Source organism: uncultured Nisaea sp., assembly GCF_963974195.1.
In the GTDB taxonomy this organism is placed as follows: Bacteria; Pseudomonadota; Alphaproteobacteria; order Thalassobaculales; family Thalassobaculaceae; genus Nisaea.
The window spans coordinates 1-20,702 of the sequence record NZ_CAXBDC010000054.1 but is presented as its reverse complement, the minus strand read 5'-3'; the positions used below and the strand labels follow the sequence as shown (position 1 = coordinate 20,702).

The 20,702-nt window shown below is 61.0% G+C and carries 18 protein-coding genes; 4 read left to right on the top strand and 14 right to left on the bottom strand.

Translation table 11 applies throughout. The features are described 5' to 3' along the window. Positions 1–241: 241 nt before the first annotated feature. From AAC126_RS13090 to AAC126_RS13065, 6 genes are all read right to left on the bottom strand, one after another. Positions 242–1,819 carry a TRAP transporter large permease subunit gene (locus AAC126_RS13090; protein WP_339854020.1) on the bottom strand — a complete coding sequence of 526 codons (1,578 nt, stop codon included), beginning with the start codon at positions 1,817–1,819 and terminating at the stop codon, positions 242–244. Positions 1,820–1,877: 58 nt separating this feature from the next. Next, on the bottom strand, positions 1,878–2,411 hold the full coding sequence (locus tag AAC126_RS13085) for a TRAP transporter small permease (protein ID WP_339854018.1): 534 nt from the start codon (positions 2,409–2,411) through the stop codon (positions 1,878–1,880). Positions 2,412–2,520: 109 nt separating this feature from the next. Further along, complete coding sequence (locus tag AAC126_RS13080; RefSeq protein WP_339854016.1) at positions 2,521–3,546, bottom strand: TRAP transporter substrate-binding protein; 1,026 nt, start codon at positions 3,544–3,546, stop codon at positions 2,521–2,523. 413 nt (positions 3,547–3,959) lie between these two features. Then, on the bottom strand, positions 3,960–5,552 hold the full coding sequence (locus AAC126_RS13075) for an OmpA family protein (RefSeq protein WP_339854014.1): 1,593 nt from the start codon (positions 5,550–5,552) through the stop codon (positions 3,960–3,962). Positions 5,553–5,564: 12 nt separating this feature from the next. After that, on the bottom strand, positions 5,565–6,701 hold the full coding sequence (locus AAC126_RS13070; RefSeq protein WP_339854012.1) for a flagellar motor protein MotA: 1,137 nt from the start codon (positions 6,699–6,701) through the stop codon (positions 5,565–5,567). A gap of 122 nt (positions 6,702–6,823) precedes the next feature. Beyond that, positions 6,824–7,255 carry an OmpA family protein gene (locus AAC126_RS13065; RefSeq protein ID WP_339854011.1) on the bottom strand — a complete coding sequence of 144 codons (432 nt, stop codon included), beginning with the start codon at positions 7,253–7,255 and terminating at the stop codon, positions 6,824–6,826. A 37-nt stretch (positions 7,256–7,292) separates the two neighbouring features. On the opposite strand from AAC126_RS13065, the gene AAC126_RS13060 reads away from it, so the two are divergent. Beyond that, positions 7,293–7,688 carry a hypothetical protein gene (locus tag AAC126_RS13060; RefSeq protein WP_339854009.1) on the top strand — a complete coding sequence of 132 codons (396 nt, stop codon included), beginning with the start codon at positions 7,293–7,295 and terminating at the stop codon, positions 7,686–7,688. A gap of 116 nt (positions 7,689–7,804) precedes the next feature. Then, positions 7,805–7,984 carry a hypothetical protein gene (locus tag AAC126_RS13055; RefSeq protein ID WP_339854007.1) on the top strand — a complete coding sequence of 60 codons (180 nt, stop codon included), beginning with the start codon at positions 7,805–7,807 and terminating at the stop codon, positions 7,982–7,984. Positions 7,985–8,101: 117 nt separating this feature from the next. On the opposite strand, the gene AAC126_RS13050 is transcribed toward AAC126_RS13055, so the two are convergent. From AAC126_RS13050 to efp, 3 genes are all read right to left on the bottom strand, one after another. After that, complete coding sequence (locus AAC126_RS13050; RefSeq protein WP_339854005.1) at positions 8,102–10,048, bottom strand: HAMP domain-containing methyl-accepting chemotaxis protein; 1,947 nt, start codon at positions 10,046–10,048, stop codon at positions 8,102–8,104. Between the two features lie 150 nt (positions 10,049–10,198). Then, positions 10,199–11,002 carry an inositol monophosphatase family protein gene (locus AAC126_RS13045; RefSeq protein ID WP_339854003.1) on the bottom strand — a complete coding sequence of 268 codons (804 nt, stop codon included), beginning with the start codon at positions 11,000–11,002 and terminating at the stop codon, positions 10,199–10,201. A gap of 70 nt (positions 11,003–11,072) precedes the next feature. Then, positions 11,073–11,639 (bottom strand): elongation factor P, encoded by a 567-nt coding sequence (gene efp, locus AAC126_RS13040; RefSeq protein WP_339854000.1) that lies wholly within the window; start codon positions 11,637–11,639, stop codon positions 11,073–11,075. Positions 11,640–11,943: 304 nt separating this feature from the next. Here efp and AAC126_RS13035 point away from each other — a divergent pair, with 304 nt between their 5' ends. Further along, the gene (locus AAC126_RS13035) at positions 11,944–13,827 is read left to right on the top strand and encodes a sensor histidine kinase (protein WP_339853999.1); all 1,884 of its coding nucleotides are present in this window, start codon (positions 11,944–11,946) and stop codon (positions 13,825–13,827) included. Next, positions 13,817–16,018 (top strand): EAL domain-containing protein, encoded by a 2,202-nt coding sequence (locus AAC126_RS13030; protein ID WP_339853997.1) that lies wholly within the window; start codon positions 13,817–13,819, stop codon positions 16,016–16,018. The genes AAC126_RS13035 and AAC126_RS13030 overlap by 11 nt, the downstream gene beginning before the upstream one ends. Before the next feature lie 24 nt (positions 16,019–16,042). Here AAC126_RS13030 and AAC126_RS13025 read toward each other — a convergent pair whose 3' ends face one another. The 5 genes from AAC126_RS13025 to AAC126_RS13005 form a co-directional block, all read right to left on the bottom strand. Beyond that, the gene (locus AAC126_RS13025; RefSeq protein ID WP_339853995.1) at positions 16,043–17,569 is read right to left on the bottom strand and encodes a methyltransferase regulatory domain-containing protein; all 1,527 of its coding nucleotides are present in this window, start codon (positions 17,567–17,569) and stop codon (positions 16,043–16,045) included. Between the two features lie 19 nt (positions 17,570–17,588). Next, entirely contained in the window at positions 17,589–18,233 is a 645-nt protein-coding gene (gene thiE / locus AAC126_RS13020) for a thiamine phosphate synthase (RefSeq protein ID WP_339853993.1), read from the bottom strand. Between the two features lie 76 nt (positions 18,234–18,309). After that, a complete protein-coding gene (locus AAC126_RS13015; protein ID WP_193173366.1) occupies positions 18,310–19,239 on the bottom strand; it encodes a class I fructose-bisphosphate aldolase in 930 nt (309 codons plus the stop codon). Positions 19,240–19,266: 27 nt separating this feature from the next. Further along, positions 19,267–20,274, bottom strand: coding sequence for a type I glyceraldehyde-3-phosphate dehydrogenase (gene gap / locus AAC126_RS13010; RefSeq protein WP_339853990.1), 1,008 nt, complete (start codon positions 20,272–20,274; stop codon positions 19,267–19,269). Positions 20,275–20,339: 65 nt separating this feature from the next. After that, a partial coding sequence (locus AAC126_RS13005; RefSeq protein WP_339853989.1) for a transketolase C-terminal domain-containing protein occupies positions 20,340–20,702 on the bottom strand: 363 nt, incomplete at its 5' end.

Here is a 20,702-nt window from a genome sequence, read left to right as displayed (position 1 = left end):
GACCCGACCCCACGCTCCGTGGACCCCGACCTGCGTCGGGGAGACGGTGTGGGGCGCCGGGGCGCTGGTGGTCTTTATTAGGCGGTTGATCCTGCATTCCGCCCCTGCGGCGGTTATTCGGCACACCTATCGTCGTCATCCCGTCGAAGGACGGGATCCACTGGCACGAATCTTACCCCGCGTTCCGTGGACCCCGACCTGCGTCGGGGTGACGATGTGGGCCGGGGCGCCATCAGACCCATCACCGCAGCAGCATGGTGATTTCCGGGAACAGCAGGACCATCAGCAAGACAAACAGCTGGATGCAGATAAAGGGCAGAAAGCCCCGGAAGATGTCCGGCAGGGTGATGTGTGGCGGGGCCACGGACTTCAGGTAGAAGGCGGCTGGCCCGAATGGCGGCGACAGGAAGCTGACCTGCATGTTGACGCAGAACAGGATGCCGAACCAGACCGAGACGTAATAGGCATCCAGCGGCCCGAACAGGCCGAGCTCGGCGACCGGGAGCTTCTTGATGATCGGCAGGAAGACCGGCATGACCAGCAGGACAATGCCGGTCCAGTCCATGAAGGCGCCGAGGAACAGGAACACGGTCATCATCACCAGCAGCACACCCATCGTCGGCAGCTCGCTGCCGACGATCAGGTTGGCGACATAGGTCGGCCCGCCGGCGATGGTGTAAGCGCCGGCAAGCGCTGTGGCGCCGAACGTGACCCAGATGATGGTGCCCGTCGATTTGAAGGTGCGCATCAGGGCCTCGCGCACCAGGGTGAGGCTCAATTCCCCTCGCATGGCGATGAGCAGCAGCACTGCGACGGAGCCGATGCCTGCCGCCTCCGTGATGCCGGTGATGCCGCCATAGATCGAGCCGAGCACGACAAAGACGACGATAAGCGGCGCCACCAGCCCCTTGCCCTTGTCCCAGGCAAGGCGTGCGGTCTTCAGGCCGGAGACGAAAAGCACATAGGCAAGCCCGAGCCCGGCGAGGCCGAGACTGACCTGCAATGTCTGCATGTCGACCAGCCTGGTCTCCGGCTCGATCGTGCTGAAGCCGTGCAGGAAGCCCCAGCGGAGCGCGACCAGCGCGGCCGTAGTGGCGATCACCATGACGAGCAATGTCGCGCCGAAAACCTTCTTGTCGTGCCCGGACAGATCATCCTCGGTCGGCTCGGGCAGAGGGGCCTGTTCCGGATGCATCCGGGTGCGGACAAGGATGTAGACGATGTAGAGACCGGCCAGGATGAAGCCCGGCACAAAGGCGGCCTTGAACAGCGCATGGATCGAGGTGTCGGTGATCAGGCCGTAGAAGATCAGCACGATCGAGGGCGGGATCATGGTGCCGAGCGAGCCCGAGGCGCAGATGGTGCCGACCGCGAGGTCCTGATTGTAGCCGAGCCTCAGCATCTGCGGCAGGGCGATCAGGCCGAGCAGAACCACCTCGCCGCCGATGATCCCCGACATCGCCGCCATGACGATGGCCATGATCGCGGTGACGACAGCGATGCCGCCTCGGGTCCGGGACATCCACAGATTGAGGCAGGAATACATATCCCGGGCGATGTTCGAGCGTTCCAGAAGCGTCGCCATCAATATGAAGAGCGGCACGGATATCAGCACGTAGTTCGTGGTGATGCCGTAGAGCCGCTGGGCCAGGATGTTCAGGGGGCCTGTGCCGAAACTGGAGAAGAGCAGGTCTGGGCCGAACTTTAGAACCAGCACGACGACGGCGAGGAAGCCGGAGGCGAAGCCGAGCGGCATGCCGATGGCGAGGAGCAGAAGCATGCCGATCAGCAGGATCAGCGAGATTGTCCCGATGTCCACGAATTGACTCCGAAATCAGTTTGAAACGAGCCGGACCTGTCCGGGCGATGGGTTCACGTCAGTGCGCAATGTCGAGATCGTCCGCCGGATCGTGTACCTCCGGCTCCTTGTTCCAGTCATGCACCAGATTGGAGATCGACTGCAGCGCGAGCAGCACCATGGTCAGCAGGATCAGCGGCTTGACCGTGGCCGGGATCGGCGGATCGAAGGCCGTTCCGAAGGTCTCCCAGCGCAGCAGCTTCGCCTTGGCTTCGCCAAAACCGCCCCAGACGACGGCGGCCGCGAAAGCGCAGACGCAGAGCACGGAAGCGACGTCGAAAGTGCGGCGGAGCCAGAGCGGCGCGCCGTCATAGAAGATGAAAATCCGGATATGGCTGCGTTGCTGCAGGGCGTAGAGACCCGAGGTCAGGTAGATCCCGCCGCCGACCCACAGGGACATCTCGTTGACCCACAATGTGGGCTTGCCCAGCACGTAACGCATGAAGACTTCATAGGCCACGATGCCGACAATGCAGGCAGGCGCCCACATCGCGACCCGGCTGATGCCGAGCGTGATCCTGTCCAGCCAGCCGGTAACCTCATGCTCGATCATGCGGCTTTCCTCCCGTCATTCCTGTGCGTCCCGATAGAACACCCCGATAGAAAGCAAGGGTGGCGAGGATCATCAGACCCTCGCCATTTCGGTCTCGATATGACCGGTTCTATTCCTTGATCAGGCCGAGCTGTTTCAGGAAGGCCGTGTGGCTGTCGACAAGAGCCCGTGCTTCGGGCGTCTTCTCTGCCCAGCCCTGCCATGCACCCTGGGCGGCCTTGCGGAAGGCTGCCCGGTCCTCGGCGGACCAGTCATGCAGGGTCACGTTCGCGGCCCGCAGCTTGGCTGCTGCTTCCGAGTTCTTGATCTCGAAGGTCAGGGCTGTCTGGAAGGCCAGTTTCTGCATGGCCACCTGGATGATCCGTTTCAGATGTTCCGGCAGTGCGTCCCACTTTCCCTTGTTGATGGCAAGATGGTCCGACGGCATGGAGTGGAAGCCCGGATAGGTGGCGTTCGACACCAGATCATAGAGGCCGAGGCTGACATTGTTGGCCAGACCGGAAGCATCGGCACCGTCGATGATCTTGGTTTCCAGAGCGGTGAAGATTTCGGTGAAATCCATCACGATCGGCTTGGCGCCAAGGCTGGCGAAAATTTCGGTCTCCAGGCCTGGCGGAGAGCGGAACTTGAAATCCTTCAGATCGTCGATGCCGGCGAGCGATTTCGATGAAGCCAGGGATTCCTGCCCATAGATCCACCAGCCGATCAGCTCCATGTCGTACTTGTTGTAGAGGTTGTTCGCGGCCTTGAAGCCGCCATTGTAAAGCCAGGCATATTGCTGCCACGGAGTGTCGTAACCGCCCATGATGTCGCCGACGAACTGGAAGGCCGGGTTCTTGCCCGTCTGATAGGCGCCGCCGGTCATGTCCCCATCGAGGATACCGGTGGCGGCGGCATCGAAGGCCTCGACCGATTTGACGACCGATGACGAATAAAACATCTCGATCTTGAGCTCGCCGTTCGACATCGTCTGAACATCGTCGACGAACTGGGTCGCGAGCTTGCCGGAGACGGTTTCCGGCGCGTAATGCGTCTGGATCCGCAATGTATGGGTTTCGGCGGAGGCGGCAAGACTGACGCCTGCTGCCAGGACGGCGGCCAGAAAGCCGGTCGCGGTTTTGGTGATTTTGCTCATTGAAACGAGTTCCTCCCTCGTATGTTCGCGCGCCCGCCGTTCTTTGGCGGCGGATCCGCGCATCGAAGCCTAGCTTCCCGGGCGGCTGTCTTTGCAGCCTGCTCCGCTTCCCGTTTTCCCGGCCCTGTCGCTCTGTTTGCAGAACTGTGTTTGGGCCGGATCCGGGAAAGTGCATATAGAGACACTCAATAATGGAATTGATAATTCCTATATGCCCTCAAAGCGTATCACGCGTTTGACGACGCTTTCGACAATTTTATTCAGGCTTCTGGTTTTGTGCGGCCTCTGTTGCCATTCCACGGCAAAACGGGAGGTGGAACCCCATTTGAGCGCACAGTTGTCCTTGTCTGATTTCGTCAGAGGCTTTGCACCCAGGGCATTATCCTGGCGTGTTGTTGTGAAGACGAGGCGTCTTATCGCTGGGTCAGCTTCATCTCGATCCGGCGGTTCCGCCTGTTGCCGATCTCGTCCTTGCGCTCGTCGATCGGCTGGAACTCGCCGTAGCCGGTGGCGGAGAGCTTGCCGGCCGGGATGCCTTCCGAGATCAGCGTCTGCACCACCGAGATCGCGCGGGCGGCGGAGAGGTCCCAGTTGTTCTTGAAGCGCTCGTTGAAGATCGGGATCGGATCGGTGTGGCCTTCGACCTGCAGGATCCAGTCGATTTCCTTGGGGATCTTGCCGGCGATTTCCTTCAGCTCGTCGGCGAACTGGCGGAGCTGGATTTCACCGGCGGGGCCGATCTGGTCGGAGCCGCTGTCGAACAGAACTTCGGACTGAAAGACGAAACGGTCGCCGACGATGCGGATGCCCTGACGGTCGTTCAGGACCTCCCGCAGGCGGCCGAAGAATTCGGAGCGGAAGCGGGCCAGCTCCTGCACCTTGCTGGCCAGCGCCCGGTTCAGCTTGGCGCCGAGATCGACGATCTCGACATTCTGTTCCTTGTTCTTCGCTTCCAGAGCATCCATCGCCTCCTGCAGGGCGAGCAGCTGTTCGCGCAAGGCCCGCATCTGCCGGTTCAGCAGGGCGACGGCTTCCTGTGCCTTGGAGGAAATTTCCTTCTCGGCACCGAGAGCCTCGGCGGTCTCGTTGAAACTGGCGGTCAGCTCCGACAGCCGGACGTCGCGTTCGGCGATCTCCTTCTGCTGCAGCAGGGTGCGCTCTTCGTTTTCGTTGAGCTGGGCTGTCAGCTCCTTGCTGCGGTCCCGGACCTGTGTCATCTCGGCGACCAGCGCGTCGATCCGCTGTTTGCGTTCCTCGGCACTGAGTTCCGCCGCGGCGCGCTCATCCTCGCTCTGGGCCAGGGTCTTTTGCAGGACCAGCTTCTGAGAGGCCAGATCGGCAACCTCCGCTTCCAGATCCTCGCGGGCCTGTTTCAACGCAACCAGATCGCGGCGCAGGCTCTCCAGATCCTTCAGCTGGGTCTTGATGGTCTCCCGGTCCGCCTCGATCACCTTGAAGGCGTCCTCAAGGCCTGCAGTGACCTCATCCCGCTCGGCCCTGGCGATCGCCATGTCGTTTTCGATGGAGCGCAGCTTGGCCATCAGGGCATCGCGTTCGCTGAGGACTTCGGTCAGCCGGTCTTCGAGTCCGGCCCGGCCGTTCTCAAGCTCGCTCAGGCGTTGCGTCATGCTTGCCCGGTCGCGTACGGCTTCGGCCAGCCGGTCCTCAAGCTGATCGCGCTGGGAGACCAGCTGGGTGACCTGCTGGCTCAGTGCATCGCGGCGGGAGATGGAGGCCTGCAGCTCGGTGGAGAGCTGGGCCACGTTGAGGCGGAGTTCGGTGTTGGTTTCCTTCTCCAGGTTCAGCAGCTCGGACAGCTCGGAGATCTGGGCTTCCAGCCGGTGCAGGGCCTCGTCCCGGCCGGACAGGGCCTGGGTCAGATAGAATTGCGAGACGATGAACACCATCAGCACGAAGATGATGACCATCAGCAGGGTGGCGAGAGCGTCGACGAACCCCGGCCAGATATTGGTTTCGCGCATCGAGGCGCGGCTGCGGGCGGACATGGCCGGGGCTCCCTAGCGCTCTTCTTCGGCGAGCGCGGCAATGGTCCGGGCGACCAGCCGGATCTCCTGGCGAATTTCCTCCACGGTCCGGTTCCGGCCCTCGGAGCTCTCTTCGACCAGGCGGGCGACATAGGCTTCGATATTGCGCAGGTGGCTGCGCATCAGCTCGTCCCGTCCGCCTGACTGACTCTCGGCGATCTTGGCCAGTACCGGCCGGATTTCCAGCTGGGCCTCGCCGATCTTCCGCATCAGGTCCTGATCGCTGCGCATCTGGTCGACCAGGGTGCCGAGCTTTTCGTTCAGGGTCATCAGGTTCTGGTTGGCCTGGCGGCGATCATCCTCGCTGCGCAGGATCACGCGCTGCAGCTTGTCGAGACTGTCCGCCGTCTGTTCCCACAGCGCGGTCTGATAAGCGCTGGCGGAATGTTCTCCGTCGGCCAGCACGCCGCCGCCGGAGCTGAGCCGGGTCAGGCCTGAGAGCCATTCCTCAAGATCGTTGTAGAACCGGTTCTGGGCCTGGCCGAGCTGCAATTCCATGAAACCGAGCACGAGCGAACCGGCAAGCCCGAAGAGGGACGAGCTGAAAGCGGTCGCCATGCCGTTCAGCGGGGATTCGAGGCCGTTCTTCAGGTCACCGAAGACGCTGCCGATATCGCCGCTTTCGATACTCAGGCTACCGATCACATTACCGACCGCGCCGACCGTCTGCAGCAGGCCCCAGAAGGTGCCGAGCAGGCCGAGGAAGATCAGCAGGCCGATGATGTAGCGCGAGATGTCCCGACTTTCCGCCAGCCGGGAATCGATGCTGTCGAGCAGGGAGCGCAGGGACATGGCGGACAGGCTGACCCGGTCGTCCCGGCGTTCGCCCAGCATGGTCGCGACCGGCGCGAGCAGGGTTGGTGCCTGCTGCATCGAGAGGCCCGGCTGACCGGTCCGGTAGGACTCGATCCAGGTAACTTCCGGGGCGAGGGACATGACCTGCCGGACGATGTAGAGAATGCCGATGAACAGCGTGGCGAGGATCATGCCGTTGAGAGCGGCATTCGCCATGAAAGCGTCCAGCAGCGCGCCCACCAGAAGCACCGCGACCACGGTGACAAGCGCCAGAAAGATCGCCATCCGGACGAGAAAACGCGTGGGTTTGGTCACCTGATCGATCCCCTGATTGTGGCCGGGCGAGGCCGTTTAAGCCTGATGCCCGGTAGTCTGTTTAATCCTATGGATGAGAAATGCGGCGGTTTTCCGGCGATTGATGACACCTGTCGGTGTCCCTAGCGATTGACCAGGGTCATGTCGACACGGTCGGGAGAGCCTGAGGAGGACTGGTTGCCGAGCGCGCGCACATCCATGCGCGTGCTGGCGATGCCCTTGCTGATCAGGTAGGAGCGCACCTCAAGCGCGCGGGACAGGGAGAGCCGCCGGGCCTTGGCCTCGGAGCGTTCACCGGCGCTGGCAAAGGCGAGAAGCTGCACCCGCATCGATTTGTCCGCGTTCATCTTCTTCGCCACATCGTCCAGAGCGCCACTGGCGCTCGCCGGCAGGGATTTGGTGTCGGTATCGAACGGGATGCTGAGTGCGGCACCGCCATTGGAGGCCTTCGGCGCAGGAGCTACCGCTTTCGGTGCCGGGGAGGCGGCGGCAACGCGCTTGATCGGCTCCGCCGCTTTCGACGGTGAGGCCGGGGGCGGCGCGGGCGCGCTCACTGAAGGCGCTGTCACGGCCGGCGGCGGCGGCGGAACGATGGCCGCCGTGCTGGTGGTCGATTTGGGTGCGGCCGGGATCACGATGTCCGGAATTTTCGTTGCTGTCCTGGCTGCGATCTTTTCGGGAGCCTTTGCGGCGGCCTGCGGTGCGGCTTTAATCGCCCTGGGCTCGGGCGCGGTGATGGCGACCTTTGCCGGCGGGGCGACGATCGGGGCCGGTGTGCGCGCCACTTTCGGAGCGCTGGGCACCGGCGTTGCAACCCGGGACGGGGCCGGAACGCTTGGTCTGGTCACATTGGGGGCCGTGGTCGCCGGTGCCGCGCTTCTGATTGTGCTGCGCGCGGTCGGCAATGTCGGCTGCCGCGGGGCCCTGGCGCTCGGCAACGCGGCGGCGCTTGCCGGTGCCGCCGCCATGGCCGGGCGGCGAGTCTGACTGCTGGCCTGCCTGCTTGGCGGGGGCATCGGTACGCCGCGGGACACAGCCGCGCGGGCTTCACCCGGGAGCGGAAGCGGCATCCCGGATGCCGCCTGGCCTCGACGGATATCGAGTTGCAGCATGTCCGGAACCGTCTGCGGCGTGCCGAGCTGGTCGAGCACATCGAGATTGACTTCAACCGAACTTCCGGTGCCGCCGACATAGACGGTTTCCTGACTGAGCGCCTGCCCTGCCGGCAGCACAATCAGGCCCGCAAGAAGAAGAAGCACCGGGCATTTGCCCTGGGAAGTTGATCCGGCCATGTCTGCGCGTCCTCGGATGGAGGGTTAATCTCACCGATGACCTTATCGCAACAGGCCTTTTCGCGACAACAGCCGATCCTGTTTACCGTGTCGTTGATGTCTCGTCAGTTAAGCTGCCCGGACCGATTGCAGGAAGTCCTTGATGCGCTGACCGAGCGTGGAAGACTTTTCGTTCATCTCCGACGAGGCGCCCAGCACGTCGCCGGCCATGCGGCTGGTGTTTCGCGATGCCTCGCCGACGAAGGTGACATTCTGGCTGACTTCCTGCGCTGCGGCCGCGACATCCTCGATATTCCGGGAAATATCCTGAGTGGCAGCGTTCTGCTCCTCGACCGCGGCCGCGATGGAGCCGGTGATGTTCTCCATTTCCTCGACCTTGAGAACGATGGAACGGATAGCCTCGACCGCGCCGGAGGTACGCTCCTGGATCGCGCCGATCTGGGCCGCGATATCTTCCGTGGCCTTGCCGGTCTGACCGGCAAGGTTCTTTACCTCCGAGGCCACCACTGCGAAGCCCTTACCTGCTTCGCCTGCGCGGGCGGACTCGATAGTCGCGTTCAGGGCCAGCAAATTGGTCTGTTCCGCAATCTCGCGGATCAGGGTGACGATTTCGCCGATCCGGCTGGCGGTTTCGCTGAGCGCGTCGATCACGGTGGAGGTTTCGCCTGCCTGCCGTGCCGCTTCATTGGCGACGGCGGTCGCGTTGGCGACCTGCGAGGATATTTCCGCGATCGAGGCGGACAGTTCCGTGGTGGCCGTGGCGACGGTCTGCACGTTCGCCGTGGTTTCTTCGGTGGCGCTGGCAACGGCGGTCGCCCGGTTGCCGGAATCCGCGGCGGTCTCGGTCATTTCCTCTGATGTGCTTTGCAGCGTGGCGGCGGCTGCGGAGAGGGCTTCGAGCAATTTTCCGACATCGCCATCGAACGAACTGGTCAGGGCATCCACATCGCTTGCCCGCTGCAGTTCCTGTTGTTGCCTGGCCTGGGATTCGGCTTGCAACTGGTCGTTTCTGATCATGTTGTCCTTGAAGACCTGGACCGCCTGCGCCATCTCGGCGATCTCGTCCTTGCCTCGTATTGGCACCTCGATCGTCTTGTCACCTTCCGCCAGTTTCAGCATCTGGGCAGACAGCGCTCCGACCGGGCGGCTGATGGATCGACCTACGAGCTGGGCGATGGCGAGACAGGCAATGGCGATTACCAGGATGAGGGCGGATGTGACGATCACGGTTTGCCTGTTCGCCGCGGCGACGCTCGTCATTTCGGATTCATAGGATGCCAAAACATTTTCTTCGAGCTTGGCAAGTACCGGTTCCGCCTGAGCATAGATGTCAGACATGATCGCGGTTTGCTCATTGATGCCAAGCGACAGATCCGTGAAGGCAGCAAAATTCGTCTTGTAGGTTTTCAGGGTGTTTAGGATGTCGGACTTGATCGCTGCGTCCAGCTCCTTGGTTTCGAGAATTTTGCCGAATTCGTTGATCCGGTCATTCAGCCGTCCGATATATTTAGGGTCCTTGCGGATGATGAAATCTTTCTCGTGTCGCCGCATCATCAGCAGCTTCACCATAAGATCGTCGGTCGCATGCTGATGGATCAGTTCTTCCGCATTGTGAACGGCGCTCCGCAGTTCGCCCCGCAGGCCGGAATTTTCGTCCAGCCCCATGCGACTCCAGTTGTCCACGACGATTTTGAATTGTGCGTTGTACGCATCGTATTCCGCCGTCATCTGCTTCAGGAGATCGAGGTCCTGTCCTGATAGGTCTGGCATCAGGGTGTCGACAGTCGTGTGGATCTTGGCGGAAACCTGACTGTGTTTCTCGACATAGGCGGGATCAAAACGGAGCAGGAAATCCTTTTCCCGGCGCCGGGCATTCAGAAAAAGCATGGAGAGGGACGTGATTTTCTCCATGCGCTCAAGCGCGGCCTGTTGCCGTTCCGCATTTGCCGACCGGACTGATTGCTCCCAAAACAGGATACCGCCGATGGCAAAAAAGCCGATCAGGGCGATGATGCTGATCAATTGAACGCGCTGAGAAATCTTAAACTGGTTCATCCCGAATCCCCGCTCCCTATGGCGCGTTCACGGTAGGACGCGCAAGCCGTGGGTGATGGTCGCAGGGATTCGTTAATAAAAAATTATGCTAAATACCGCGTAGTAATTGCGGGTTTAGTTGCGGCCCTCTCTTCAAAGGGGACGGCGGGATCAGGCTTTCGTCGCGTCCCGGAGCACCTTCAGGAGCTTGCCGTGAACCTGATCGTTGGCGGCGACGACCTCGCCGGTTTCCAGAGCCTTGTCGCGGTTCCGGTAATCGGTGCAATAGCCGCCCGCTTCCTTCACGATCAGCAGGCCGGCGGCGACATCCCACGGGCTGAGGCCACGTTCCCAATAGCCGTCGTAGCGGCCAGCCGCGACATAGGCGAGGTCGAGCGCGGCGGCGCCGAGACGGCGTACCGAAGAGCAACGGGTCATCACCGCTTCAAGCTGCTTCAGGTAGAAGGCGTGATCGGTGCCGCGCAGGGTCGGGATGCCGGTGGCGAAGACACTGTCCTCGAGATTCCGGCGTGCCGAAACGCGCAGGCGGCGGTCGTTCAGGTACGCGCCCTTGCCCTTTTCGGCCCAGAACAGCTCGTCCCGGGTCGGCTCGTAGATCACGGCGGAGACGATCTCGCCGGCTTCCTCGAGCGCGATGGAAATCGCGAAATGCGGGATGCCGTGCAGGAAGTTCGTGGTGCCGTCCAGCGGGTCGATGATCCAGCGCCGTTTCAACTCGTCCCTGCTTTCGATCTCGCTGCCTTCCTCAAGCAGGAAACCGTAATCGCGCCGGGCATATTTCAGCTCGTCGACGATGGTTTTTTCCGCTGCGGTATCGGCGTTGGAGACGAAGTCGGCCGGGCCCTTTTTTGAGACCTGAAGCTGCTCGACCTCGTTGAAGTCGTGCAGCAGTTGGCGGGTCGCCTTCATGGCGGCCTTCACCATCACGTTGATTGCGGGCGAACGGGTCGCCATGGTCTCTCCAGTTCAAACAGGGTCTGGGGATGCGGGCTATCCCGGCATCCGGTCCTGGCCTTGGCCAGCCTTAATCTTTGGCGCGTTCGACGTAGGTGCTGTCTTCGGTGCGCACGACGACACGGATACCGGTCCCGATATGCGGCGGAACCAGGATCTTCACACCATTTTCCAGCACGGCCGGTTTGTAGGAAGAGGACGCGGTCTGTCCCTTCACCACGGCGTCGGCCTCGACGATCTCGAGCACGACGGTTTCCGGCATCTGCACGGAAAGCGGCTCGCCCTCGTGGCTTTCGATCTGCACTTCCATGCCGTCCTGCAGGAACACCGCGTTATTGCCAAGCAGGTCTCGCGAGATCTGGGTCTGCTCGTAGGTCTCGTTATCCATGAAGGTCAGCAGCGCGTCCTCGGCGAAGAGGAACTGTGCCGACCGCTGCTCGAGCCGCACGCGCTCGACCTGCTCGTCGGCGCGGAACCGCTCGTTCAGCTTGGTGCCGGACCGGATGTCCTTCAGCTCAACCTGATTGAAGGCGCCGCCCTTGCCGGGTTTCACGGCCTGGGTCTTCATGGCGACCCAGAGGCGGTCCTTGTGTTCGATGACATTACCGATGCGGATGGCGTTACCGTTGATTTTCATGTCTCTGTCCGTCGAGCAGTAGAAATGGCGACGCCGCACGGGATCCGCGCGTGCGTTCTTGAATAGTGGTGCGGCGCGCTTTTATCAGGTTGCGTTCCTGAAGTCTATTGGTGGAGCACCGGTCTGCGATGCATGGCAGGTCTTCCGCCTTGCGTTCCCCGGCATGGCTGGCCAGCCCCCCGGAAGGGGTGGGGCTGCGACTGAAGCGCGAAAAATAGACCGATGTTAATCGTCTGCTAAGGAATTTTGAACAAGGTGGTTACTTGGCGTTTTACTAAAATTAAACCACAAGAAGAGCGTGGACATGAGCGCAGTCGATATGCCTGCAGGTTCAGCGACGCCGTTCAGCTTGAGGCTGTTCGGGCTTACGTTTCTTGTCTTGTCTACTGTGTTCTGCGCCATCTGGTCCGTCTCGCTTTATCTTGCCGAATGGGAAGACAACCAGCGGCAGCACGTTGCGGCGGCAGACGCCGTTCAGGCCCAGCGCGAGGTTGTGGAAGAGGCGCTGAATGCCTTCTCCACGGATCTCAGGGTTGCAGCCGGACTGCAGTCACTGCGCCGTTTTGTGTCGGGAGATACGCATTTTCTCGATACGGTGACTGCCGATTTCAGGCTGTTCGCGGATGAAAATGCCCTGATCGCGCAGCTGCGCTTCATCGACCGTGAGGGTGTTGAGCAGATCCGTATCGACCGTTGGCCGCGGCAGCGATCGATTTTTGTGGTGACTGAACTGCAGAACAAGGCGCTGCGCTATTACTTCACGAAGTCCATCGGTTTGCCGAAGGGCGGGCTTTATGTGTCCGCGATGGATCTCAATGTCGAGTTCGACCGTGTTGAAATCCCCTGGCGACCGATGATCCGGCTGGCAACCCCGGTCTATAGCGACCAGGGGGCTGTTGCCGGGATTGTCGTGATGAATCTGGATGTCGAGCGGCTTCTGGCTTCATTCGAGAATGTTCGTTTGCGCGACAATGCCCGGATTCAGCTTCTGAATGCAGACGGTTACTGGCTCGCGGGAGTGCCCGCCAACAAGCTCTGGGGGTTCATGTTCGGCCGTGAGGACACCATGGCGAAAAGTAACCCCGCGGCCTGGCGCGGCATTACCGCCAGTGACGAGGGGGAGGTTGAACTCGAGGGACAGTGGGCCTTCTTCACGACAGTGACCCCGGAAAATGTGGTGCGTCCCGTCGGGCGGGATGTGCCGGTGGCGTCCGAAGACGCGGCCTGGAAAATTGTGGTTTTTGTTCCCGGCGTGACTTTTTTTGCGCTCTGGAATGCTAATCATCTGCCGGTGGCGATCGCCGGGCTCATTGTCATCGGGTTGATTTCCTTTGTCCTGTCACAGGCGGTGAGCCAGCGCCGGGAAGCCGAGGCTGCCAATCGCCTCTCCAAGGAGGAGATGGCCCGGTACGAACGCATGGCCAGTCTGGGCAGTCTGGTTGCCGGTGTTGCGCATGAACTGAATACGCCGGTCGGAACATCCGTAACCGTCGCAAGCACCCTGTTCGAGAAGATGAAAGAGTTCGATGCCGCGGTCACTTCCGGCGAGTTGCGCCGTTCCGTGGTCGATGCATTCCTCACTGACACGCGGGAAGGCATGATGATCATCCTCAAGGGATTGCGCCAGGCACATGAGCTGATCGGACATTTCAAGCAGGTCGCGGTCGATCAGACGAGTGAGCAGCGCCGGCGCTTTATGCTTAAAGACTTGCTCAAGGATGTTTCCGCGTCTCTGCAAAGCCAGTTCAGGCATGGCAATATCTCGCTGGAAACAATGGTCGAAACGACTGCGGAAATTGACAGTTTTCCGGGGCTTCTATCCCAGGTTCTGATAAATCTGGCGGAGAATGCGCGGGTTCATGCATTTGCCGGACGCGAATCCGGTAAGGTCATCGTGCATGCCCGGCAACACGGGACGGGATATGTTCTGATCGAGGTCAGGGACAATGGCCGTGGTATACCGGCGGATATCATTGACCGGATATTCGAGCCGTTTTTCTCTACCCAGCTTGGCAAGGGAGGGAGCGGTCTCGGGCTCAGCATAACGTATAATATCGTGACGGCTACGCTGGGCGGCAGCATTCGCGCGAAAAGCGCTCCTGGAGACGGAACGACAATGTCTGTCCGTCTCCCGGTTATGGCACCTGCCGCCAGAGAAGGCTTTCTGGGAAGGACGTATGATGTCTGACAGCTTCTCCGATCCTTGGAACGACAGAATATCCATCGTGGAGGATGGCGACACGGCCAATGTCGAGGGCGAGAGGCAGCCGTGGCGCATTCTTGTCGTTGATGACGAACCGGATGTGCATCAGGCGACTCTGTTCGCTCTGCGGGATGTGAAAGTCCTCGGCCGTCCACTTGAACTACTACATGCGGAATCGGCAGAGGATGCGATCAAGATGATCGATGATCTGCATGACGTCGCGGCTGCATTCATCGATGTTGTGATGGAGATGCCGGATTCCGGTCTGGAGCTGGTTCAGCTGTTTCGTCGGGCCGGCCTGTCGAAGATGCGTATTATCCTGCGGACCGGCCATCCGGGATATGCGCCGGAGCAGTCCGTTATCAATGAATACGAGATCGATGATTATCGTACGAAGGGCGAGCTGACCCGGGCCCGCTTGCTCACGGTTCTCACCGCGGCGATCCGGTCCTACGACCAGCTTTGCACGATCGATCAAAGCCGCGCCGGTCTGGAGCTGATTGTCGAAAGCTCCAGCCAGTTGTTTCAGCGCACGAATCTTGAGCTTTTCTCATGCGGCGTGCTGACCCAGATTGCCAGCCTTCTTGGCATCGCCGCTCATGGACTGGTCTATGCCTATCCAACCGGTAACGACAAGGAAAGGCATGTCGTCAGCGCAACCGGGCGGTTCGCCAGCCTGATCGGAAAGCCAAGGGAAGAGATCGCGAACCCGGATATTCGGGAGATAATCGAGACGGCGCCTATTCTGGGGAGTCCGGTGATACGCGATGGCTATATGACACTGCATTTCACGACCGGCGACGGGCGTGGGCTGATTGTCGTTCTGGAGGCCGGGCGCGATATTACGGAACCCAATCTTGCCTTGCTCAAGTTGTTCTCGACCAATATCGCGATCGGGTTTGAAAACCTGACCCTGGTCGAAAGGCTTGATGGGCTGGCCTATCTCGATTCCTTTCTCAACGTTCCGAACCTGAATGCGTTTGAGCAAAAACTCCGCAACCATTTCTCGTCGCCGAAGGGGGCTGCGAGTGTTGCCATTGCGAATATCGATTCATACCAGTCGATCGTCGCGACTTATGGATTTACGCTTTCCCATCAGTATCTCGTTGATATTTATGAAGAGCTGAAAAACAGCAAAACATATGTCGCCCGTATCGGTGACGGAATATTCGCGGTGCTGGGACGATCGGGCGATATCGACGAGAGCGCCTTACTGGAGGCGTTGACGCGGCCGCGTCTGATCGAGGGGGTCGAGATCACGACGAGCGCGACGAGCGCAATCCTTGATCTCGCGGATATCGAGCCGGATCCGTCCGCCGTCCTGAAAATAGCCAGGGCGGCACTGCAGCATGTCCGGCAGACGGCACGGGGCAAGGTCCTGCGCTATGACCGGAGGATGCGGGCCGAAACCGATAGGCGCGACTGGTTGCAAGCTGAACTGCGCCGCGTTGCCGGAAATGGTGAGGGGCTTTCCGTTCATCTTCAGCCGAAAGTGGCGTTGCTGACGGGGGAGGTAAAAGGTGCGGAAGCATTGCTCCGCTGGACCCTTGGGGATGAAGCCATCTCGCCGGCCGAATTCATTCCGATCGCGGAATCCATCGGCCTCGTGGCGCCCCTGACGGATTTTGTCATTCAGGAGGTCGGGAAATGGGTCAAGGACCGGCAACCGGACAGCCCGGTGCCGGTTGCCGTGAACCTCTCCATGGCGGATCTGAACCGGCCGGAATTTTCATCCCGTCTGTTGCGGGAAGTGACCGCCGCCGGGCTTGGGCCGGATGCCGTTGAATTCGAAGTGACGGAAGGCATTGCCATGCACAAGGGCGCCTGGGCCCAGACGCAGATCCGGGCACTCGCGGATGAAGGGTTCCGGATCTCGCTCGATGATTTCGGCACGGGCTATTCGTCATTGAGGCAGTTCGATAGCCTTCCCATCGACATGATCAAGATCGATCGCAGCTTTGTCAGTGCCCTGAAAACCTCAACCGCCCGGGAAAGCCTGGCATCGGTGGTTCTCGGCATGACGCAGGTGCTTGACGTGGATTGCGTTGCCGAAGGCATTGAGACGGAAGAGCAAAAGCAGGCCCTGATCTTCCTCGGCTGCAAGACGGGGCAAGGCTATCTGCTTGGCTACCCGACGCCGATTGAAGATTTTGATGCGGCGTTTGTCGGATCATAGCGTAGCACGAACGGCCAAGGTTTTTTATGCTAGGCCGAGATGCGTATAGACAGGCAACCGCCTGGTCTCGAACACTGAATATCGCCTCTCTATTTCGGCAATATTCTCGGCGTCGGTGTCAAGTTTCCGGCCTTGATAGACCATTTGAATGTTCTGCTGCTTGAAGAGCTCCCAGATATGTGCAGCCGGGTTGATTGGGGCTTTCACATGGGCCGAGAGGAACTGTTGATCCAGCCTGTCGACGGGAATGCCGCCGCCAGTTACAGGGGAGGCAAGGTATTTCAGCTCGTCGGACGATCTGGAATGCTCGGCGACGGCGAGATTGAAGGCCGCCGTGGTTTCTTTCCGGCGGGCGTCGCCCTCGGCTGGCCGGCAGGGATGAAGGTGCCCCGATCCGACAAGAGCAGGCAGCATTCTCATGAGTGTGTCCCATCCGAGCGCTGCAATCGTCTGATCCGATGTCTGGATATCCTGAAGGGTGCGCGGCCCGGCTGAAAAGGCGTTGATCAGCGGCCTGAAGGCGTGCTCTTCGAGCGTCGATTTTCCCTTGAAACCAGTGACGGCCATGGGAAAGTTTTCCGGCGCAACCGACAAGGCGAAGCGGGTCTGCAGCCAGGCTTCGCGCTGTGACAGCGGTGTGTGCTGCAGTGGCCCCTTCACGAATATATCCCGCCGGAACGGTGTGTTCGTGATGAAGTCTCTCAAGGTTTCCCGGCGGACTGGATCCTGCTCGCCGGCCAGCATCTCTTGTTGCGCTCCGGTCAGATTGAGGAAGTCGACATGGTCCAGCAGATAGGCAGAGCCTGCGAAAGACAACTTCGCCTGGTTGAGGTCCGCTGCGATATCGGCTGAATAGAAAGGCGTCCAGTCGCGGTTGAAGAATTCATGTGCGAGATAGGCGCGTTTGTCGTCCTTCATCCGTCTCAGGCGCTTCAGCATGTCCGGGTTGGACGTGAAATTTCGAGCCTCGCCGCTGACTTTTTCCGCGAAGGCCAGGGCACTGTCGATCCGCTGTTCGATCGGCCCGTTCTGACCGGCGGCGTGGTCGGCCAGAAGTCGGCGCAGGGGCATCGCGGAAGCCCAGGCGGGCAAGCAATTATAGCTCACATAAACGAGGCCGCCGACAGCCAGCTTTCGGGCGATAAAGTCGATGATGGCTGCACGGTTCTCTGCGTTGACCCAGCTATAGACCCCGTGCAGGGCGATGACGTCGAACCTGTCCGGCAGGCCGGACTGGTTGGCGAAATCCGCAAACGCCGTGTCGTAGAAAGAGACATTGGACGTGCCGGCGTTACGGGCCAAGGCTTTGGCGCCCGCAATCTGGGTTGGATTGAAGTCGGTTGCGTGGAAGTCGATGTCGGGATTGGCCGCAGCCAGCAGATTGGCGCTGAACCCCTGGCCACATCCAAGATCACAGAACGTGAGTTTATCGGCCTGATTTTTCACCCCCCGGGACAAGAGGGCGAAATTGAGTAGTTCAGGCGTCATCTCACGATAGAAGCCGTGAGTATAATCAATCTCGGTGACGTATCCGGAATTCCACTCCGCCATTCCGCATCCTTATGTGATCTTAGGGAGCGTTCTCGAACAACTCATTAAACGCCTTCACCGCCGCCGCCGGCCCCTCCGGATGTTTCCACACAGCCGTGATCACACAAAGGAAATCCGCGCCCGCGTCGATCAGCGGCTGTGCGTTGTCCAGGTTGATGCCGCCGATGGCGACGCAGGGGATGGTAGAGATGGCGGACCAGCTTTGCAGGGTTTCGAGCTCGGCGTAGTGCGTGATCTCTTTCGTGTTGGTCGGATAGAAGGCGCCGAAGGCGACGTAATCAGCACCGGCTTCCGCCGCTTCCATCGCCAGATGCGCGGAATTGTGACAGGTCACGCCGATCATGGCCTCGTCGCCGAGAATGCGGCGGGCTTCGGCATAGGGCGTGTCCTGCTGGCCGACATGGGCGCCGTCGCAGCCTGTGAGCAGGGCGAGATCCGGGCGGTCATTCATCAGCAGCGGCACGCCACGTTCGTGGCAGACCGGCAGCAGAGCTTCGGCGGCCCGCTTGATCTCGTCGTCGGAGACATCCTTCAGGCGGAGCTGCAGGCAGGCGACCGGTCCCGCATCGAGGGCGGCGGCAAGGTCTTCGGCGAAGGCCCTGATCTCGATCTTCGGCGGGGTGATCAGGTACAGCTCGCAGCTCGGCTCGGACTTGGCGGACATCTTTTTTGCCTCTGGATGTGAAAACGGCGCCCGCCCTTGCGAGCGGGCGCCGCGTCTAAGCGGTATGGGGCGAGGTTTACGCCTTGCCCTTGTAGATGTCGATGATGGTGTTCAGCATCGCCATGGCTTCTTCGCGCGGACGCTGGAAGGTGTTGCGGCCGATGATGGAGCCGTTGGCACCGCCGTCGCGCAGACCGCGGATCTCGTTGTAGAGACCGTCCAGATCCTTCGCTTCACCGCCGGAGAAGACGACGATGCGGCGGCCGTTGAAGCAGGACTGCACAACGTGTTCGATCCGCTCGGCCATGGTGCCGATGGCGATCTTGTTGGCTTCGTAGGACTTCTTCGCGGCGTCCAGCTCAAGATGCTCGGTCGGCGGCTTCACCTTGATGATGTGGGCGCCGAGCAGGGCGGCCATGTGGGCGGCATAGGCGCAGATATCGACTGCGGTTTCGCCCTTCTTGGTGAGATCGCCGCCGCGCGGATAGGACCAGACCACGACCGCGAGGCCGTATGCCTTGGCTTCTTCCGCCATCTCCCGGATCTGCCCCATCATCTCGAAGGCATTGTCCGAGCCCGGATAGATGGTGAAGCCGATGGCGGAGCAGCCGAGACGGACGGCTTCCTGCACGGAGCCGGTGATCGCCTGGCTCGGTCCATCCTTGTCGCGGGCGAGGCTGTTCGAGCTGTTCACCTTCATGATCGTCGGGATCTGGCCCGCGAAGGTATCGGCACCGGCCTCGATCATGCCGAGCGGAGCGGCATAAGCGGAGAGACCGGCATCGATCGCCAGCTTGAAGTGATAGTGCGGATCATAGGCATCCGGGTTCGGCGCGAAGCTGCGGGCCGGACCATGCTCGAAGCCCTGGTCGACCGGCAGGATCACGAGTTTGCCGGTGCCGCCCAGTTTGCCCTGCATCAGGATGCGGGCGAGGTTGGCTTTCGTGCCCGGGCAATCGCTTTCGTAATTGTCGAGGATACGCTTGACGCGTTGGGTGATTTTCATCGCCTTCGGTCCTTCTCTCTCTAATCTTTAAAGGGTCGCCGCAACCGCTGCGGTGGTGTCCAGCATGCGGTTGGAGAAGCCCCATTCGTTGTCGTACCAGCTCATCACGCGGACCAGCTTGCCTTCGACCACCTGGGTCTGGCCCAGATCGAAGGTGGAGCTGTTCGGGTTGTGATTGAAGTCGATGGAGACCAGCGGCTCGTCATTGGTGCCGAGGATGCCCTTCAGCTTGCCGCCCGCTGCCTTGACGATGGCGGCGTTGACTTCCTCGACCGTGGTCTCGCGCTTCGGCACGAACTTCAGGTCGACCAGGCTGACATTGGCCATCGGCACGCGGACGGAGGTGCCGTCCAGCTTGCCGGCCAGTTCCGGCAGCACCAGGCCGACGGCCTTGGCGGCGCCGGTGGTGGTCGGGATCATCGAGCTGGCGGCGGCGCGGCCGCGATAGAGATCCTTGTGCATGGTGTCCAGCGTCGGCTGGTCACCGGTATAGGCATGGATCGTGGTCATGTAGCCATGCTCGATGCCGATGGCTTCGTTCAGCACATAGGCGACCGGGGCAAGGCAGTTGGTGGTGCAGGACGCGTTCGAGATCACGGTGTGCTCGGCGCTGATCTGGTCATGGTTCACACCATAGACCACGGTCAGGTCGGCACCCGTCGCCGGAGCGGAGATGATGACGCGCTTGGCGCCGGCCGCGATGTGCTTTGCCGCATCTTCACGCTTGGTGAAGAGACCGGTGCATTCCAGCACGATGTCGACGCCGAGTTCCTTGTGCGGCAGGTTCGCCGGGTCGCGTTCGGCGGTCACCTTGATTGGGCCCTTGCCGTAATCGATGGTGTCTTCGCCGACGATCACGTCGAACGGGAAGCGGCCGTGGTTGCTGTCCCATTTCAGAAGATGCGCGTTTGTCTTCACCGGACCCAGATCGTTGATGGCGACGACCTTGATGTCATCCCGTCCGCTTTCCGCGAGTGCCCTCAGAACCAGACGGCCGATCCGCCCGAACCCGTTGATGGCAACATTGACGCTCATCAGTTTTCCTCCAGATTTTCAGTCTCTTACAAGAACGCCGCCCCGGCGGGGCGGCGCAGATGGGATTATCCCAGACGTTTTTTGACCTCGGACACGACGGCATCGCTGGTGATGCCGAAATGTTTGTAGAGGTCGCCAGCTGGCGCGGAAGCGCCGAATGAGTTCATGCCGACGAAGATTCCGTCGAGTCCGATCAGGCTGTCCCAGCTCTGCTGGATACCGGCCTCGACCGCGACCATGAGTGTGCCGGAGCCGAGCACGGTTTTGCGATAGGCGGCATCCTGGGCCTTGAAGCGCTCGATCGACGGCATGGAAACCACGGCCGTGGCGACGCCGTCGGCTTCCAGGACCTTCTGCGCTTCCAGGGCGATCTCGATCTCGGAGCCGGTGGCGAGGATCGTCACCTTGCGATCACCGGAAGCGTCGGA

What these genes read in the sequence shown, in the direction of transcription:
- AAC126_RS13080 (WP_339854016.1), bottom strand. Translation starts at nt 3,546, where the DNA reads ATGAGCAAAATCACCAAAACCGCGACCGGCTTTCTGGCCGCCGTCCTG.
- AAC126_RS13015 (WP_193173366.1), bottom strand. Translation starts at nt 19,239, where the DNA reads ATGAAAATCACCCAACGCGTCAAGCGTATCCTCGACAATTACGAAAGC.
- AAC126_RS13085 (WP_339854018.1), bottom strand. Translation starts at nt 2,411, where the DNA reads ATGATCGAGCATGAGGTTACCGGCTGGCTGGACAGGATCACGCTCGGC.
- AAC126_RS13050 (WP_339854005.1), bottom strand. Translation starts at nt 10,048, where the DNA reads ATGAACCAGTTTAAGATTTCTCAGCGCGTTCAATTGATCAGCATCATC.
- efp (WP_339854000.1), bottom strand. Translation starts at nt 11,639, where the DNA reads ATGAAAATCAACGGTAACGCCATCCGCATCGGTAATGTCATCGAACAC.
- AAC126_RS13035 (WP_339853999.1), top strand. Translation starts at nt 11,944, where the DNA reads ATGAGCGCAGTCGATATGCCTGCAGGTTCAGCGACGCCGTTCAGCTTG.
- AAC126_RS13025 (WP_339853995.1), bottom strand. Translation starts at nt 17,569, where the DNA reads ATGGCGGAGTGGAATTCCGGATACGTCACCGAGATTGATTATACTCAC.
- thiE (WP_339853993.1), bottom strand. Translation starts at nt 18,233, where the DNA reads ATGTCCGCCAAGTCCGAGCCGAGCTGCGAGCTGTACCTGATCACCCCG.
- AAC126_RS13045 (WP_339854003.1), bottom strand. Translation starts at nt 11,002, where the DNA reads ATGGCGACCCGTTCGCCCGCAATCAACGTGATGGTGAAGGCCGCCATG.
- AAC126_RS13030 (WP_339853997.1), top strand. Translation starts at nt 13,817, where the DNA reads ATGATGTCTGACAGCTTCTCCGATCCTTGGAACGACAGAATATCCATC.
- AAC126_RS13075 (WP_339854014.1), bottom strand. Translation starts at nt 5,552, where the DNA reads ATGTCCGCCCGCAGCCGCGCCTCGATGCGCGAAACCAATATCTGGCCG.
- gap (WP_339853990.1), bottom strand. Translation starts at nt 20,274, where the DNA reads ATGAGCGTCAATGTTGCCATCAACGGGTTCGGGCGGATCGGCCGTCTG.
- AAC126_RS13060 (WP_339854009.1), top strand. Translation starts at nt 7,293, where the DNA reads ATGGCCGCCGTGCTGGTGGTCGATTTGGGTGCGGCCGGGATCACGATG.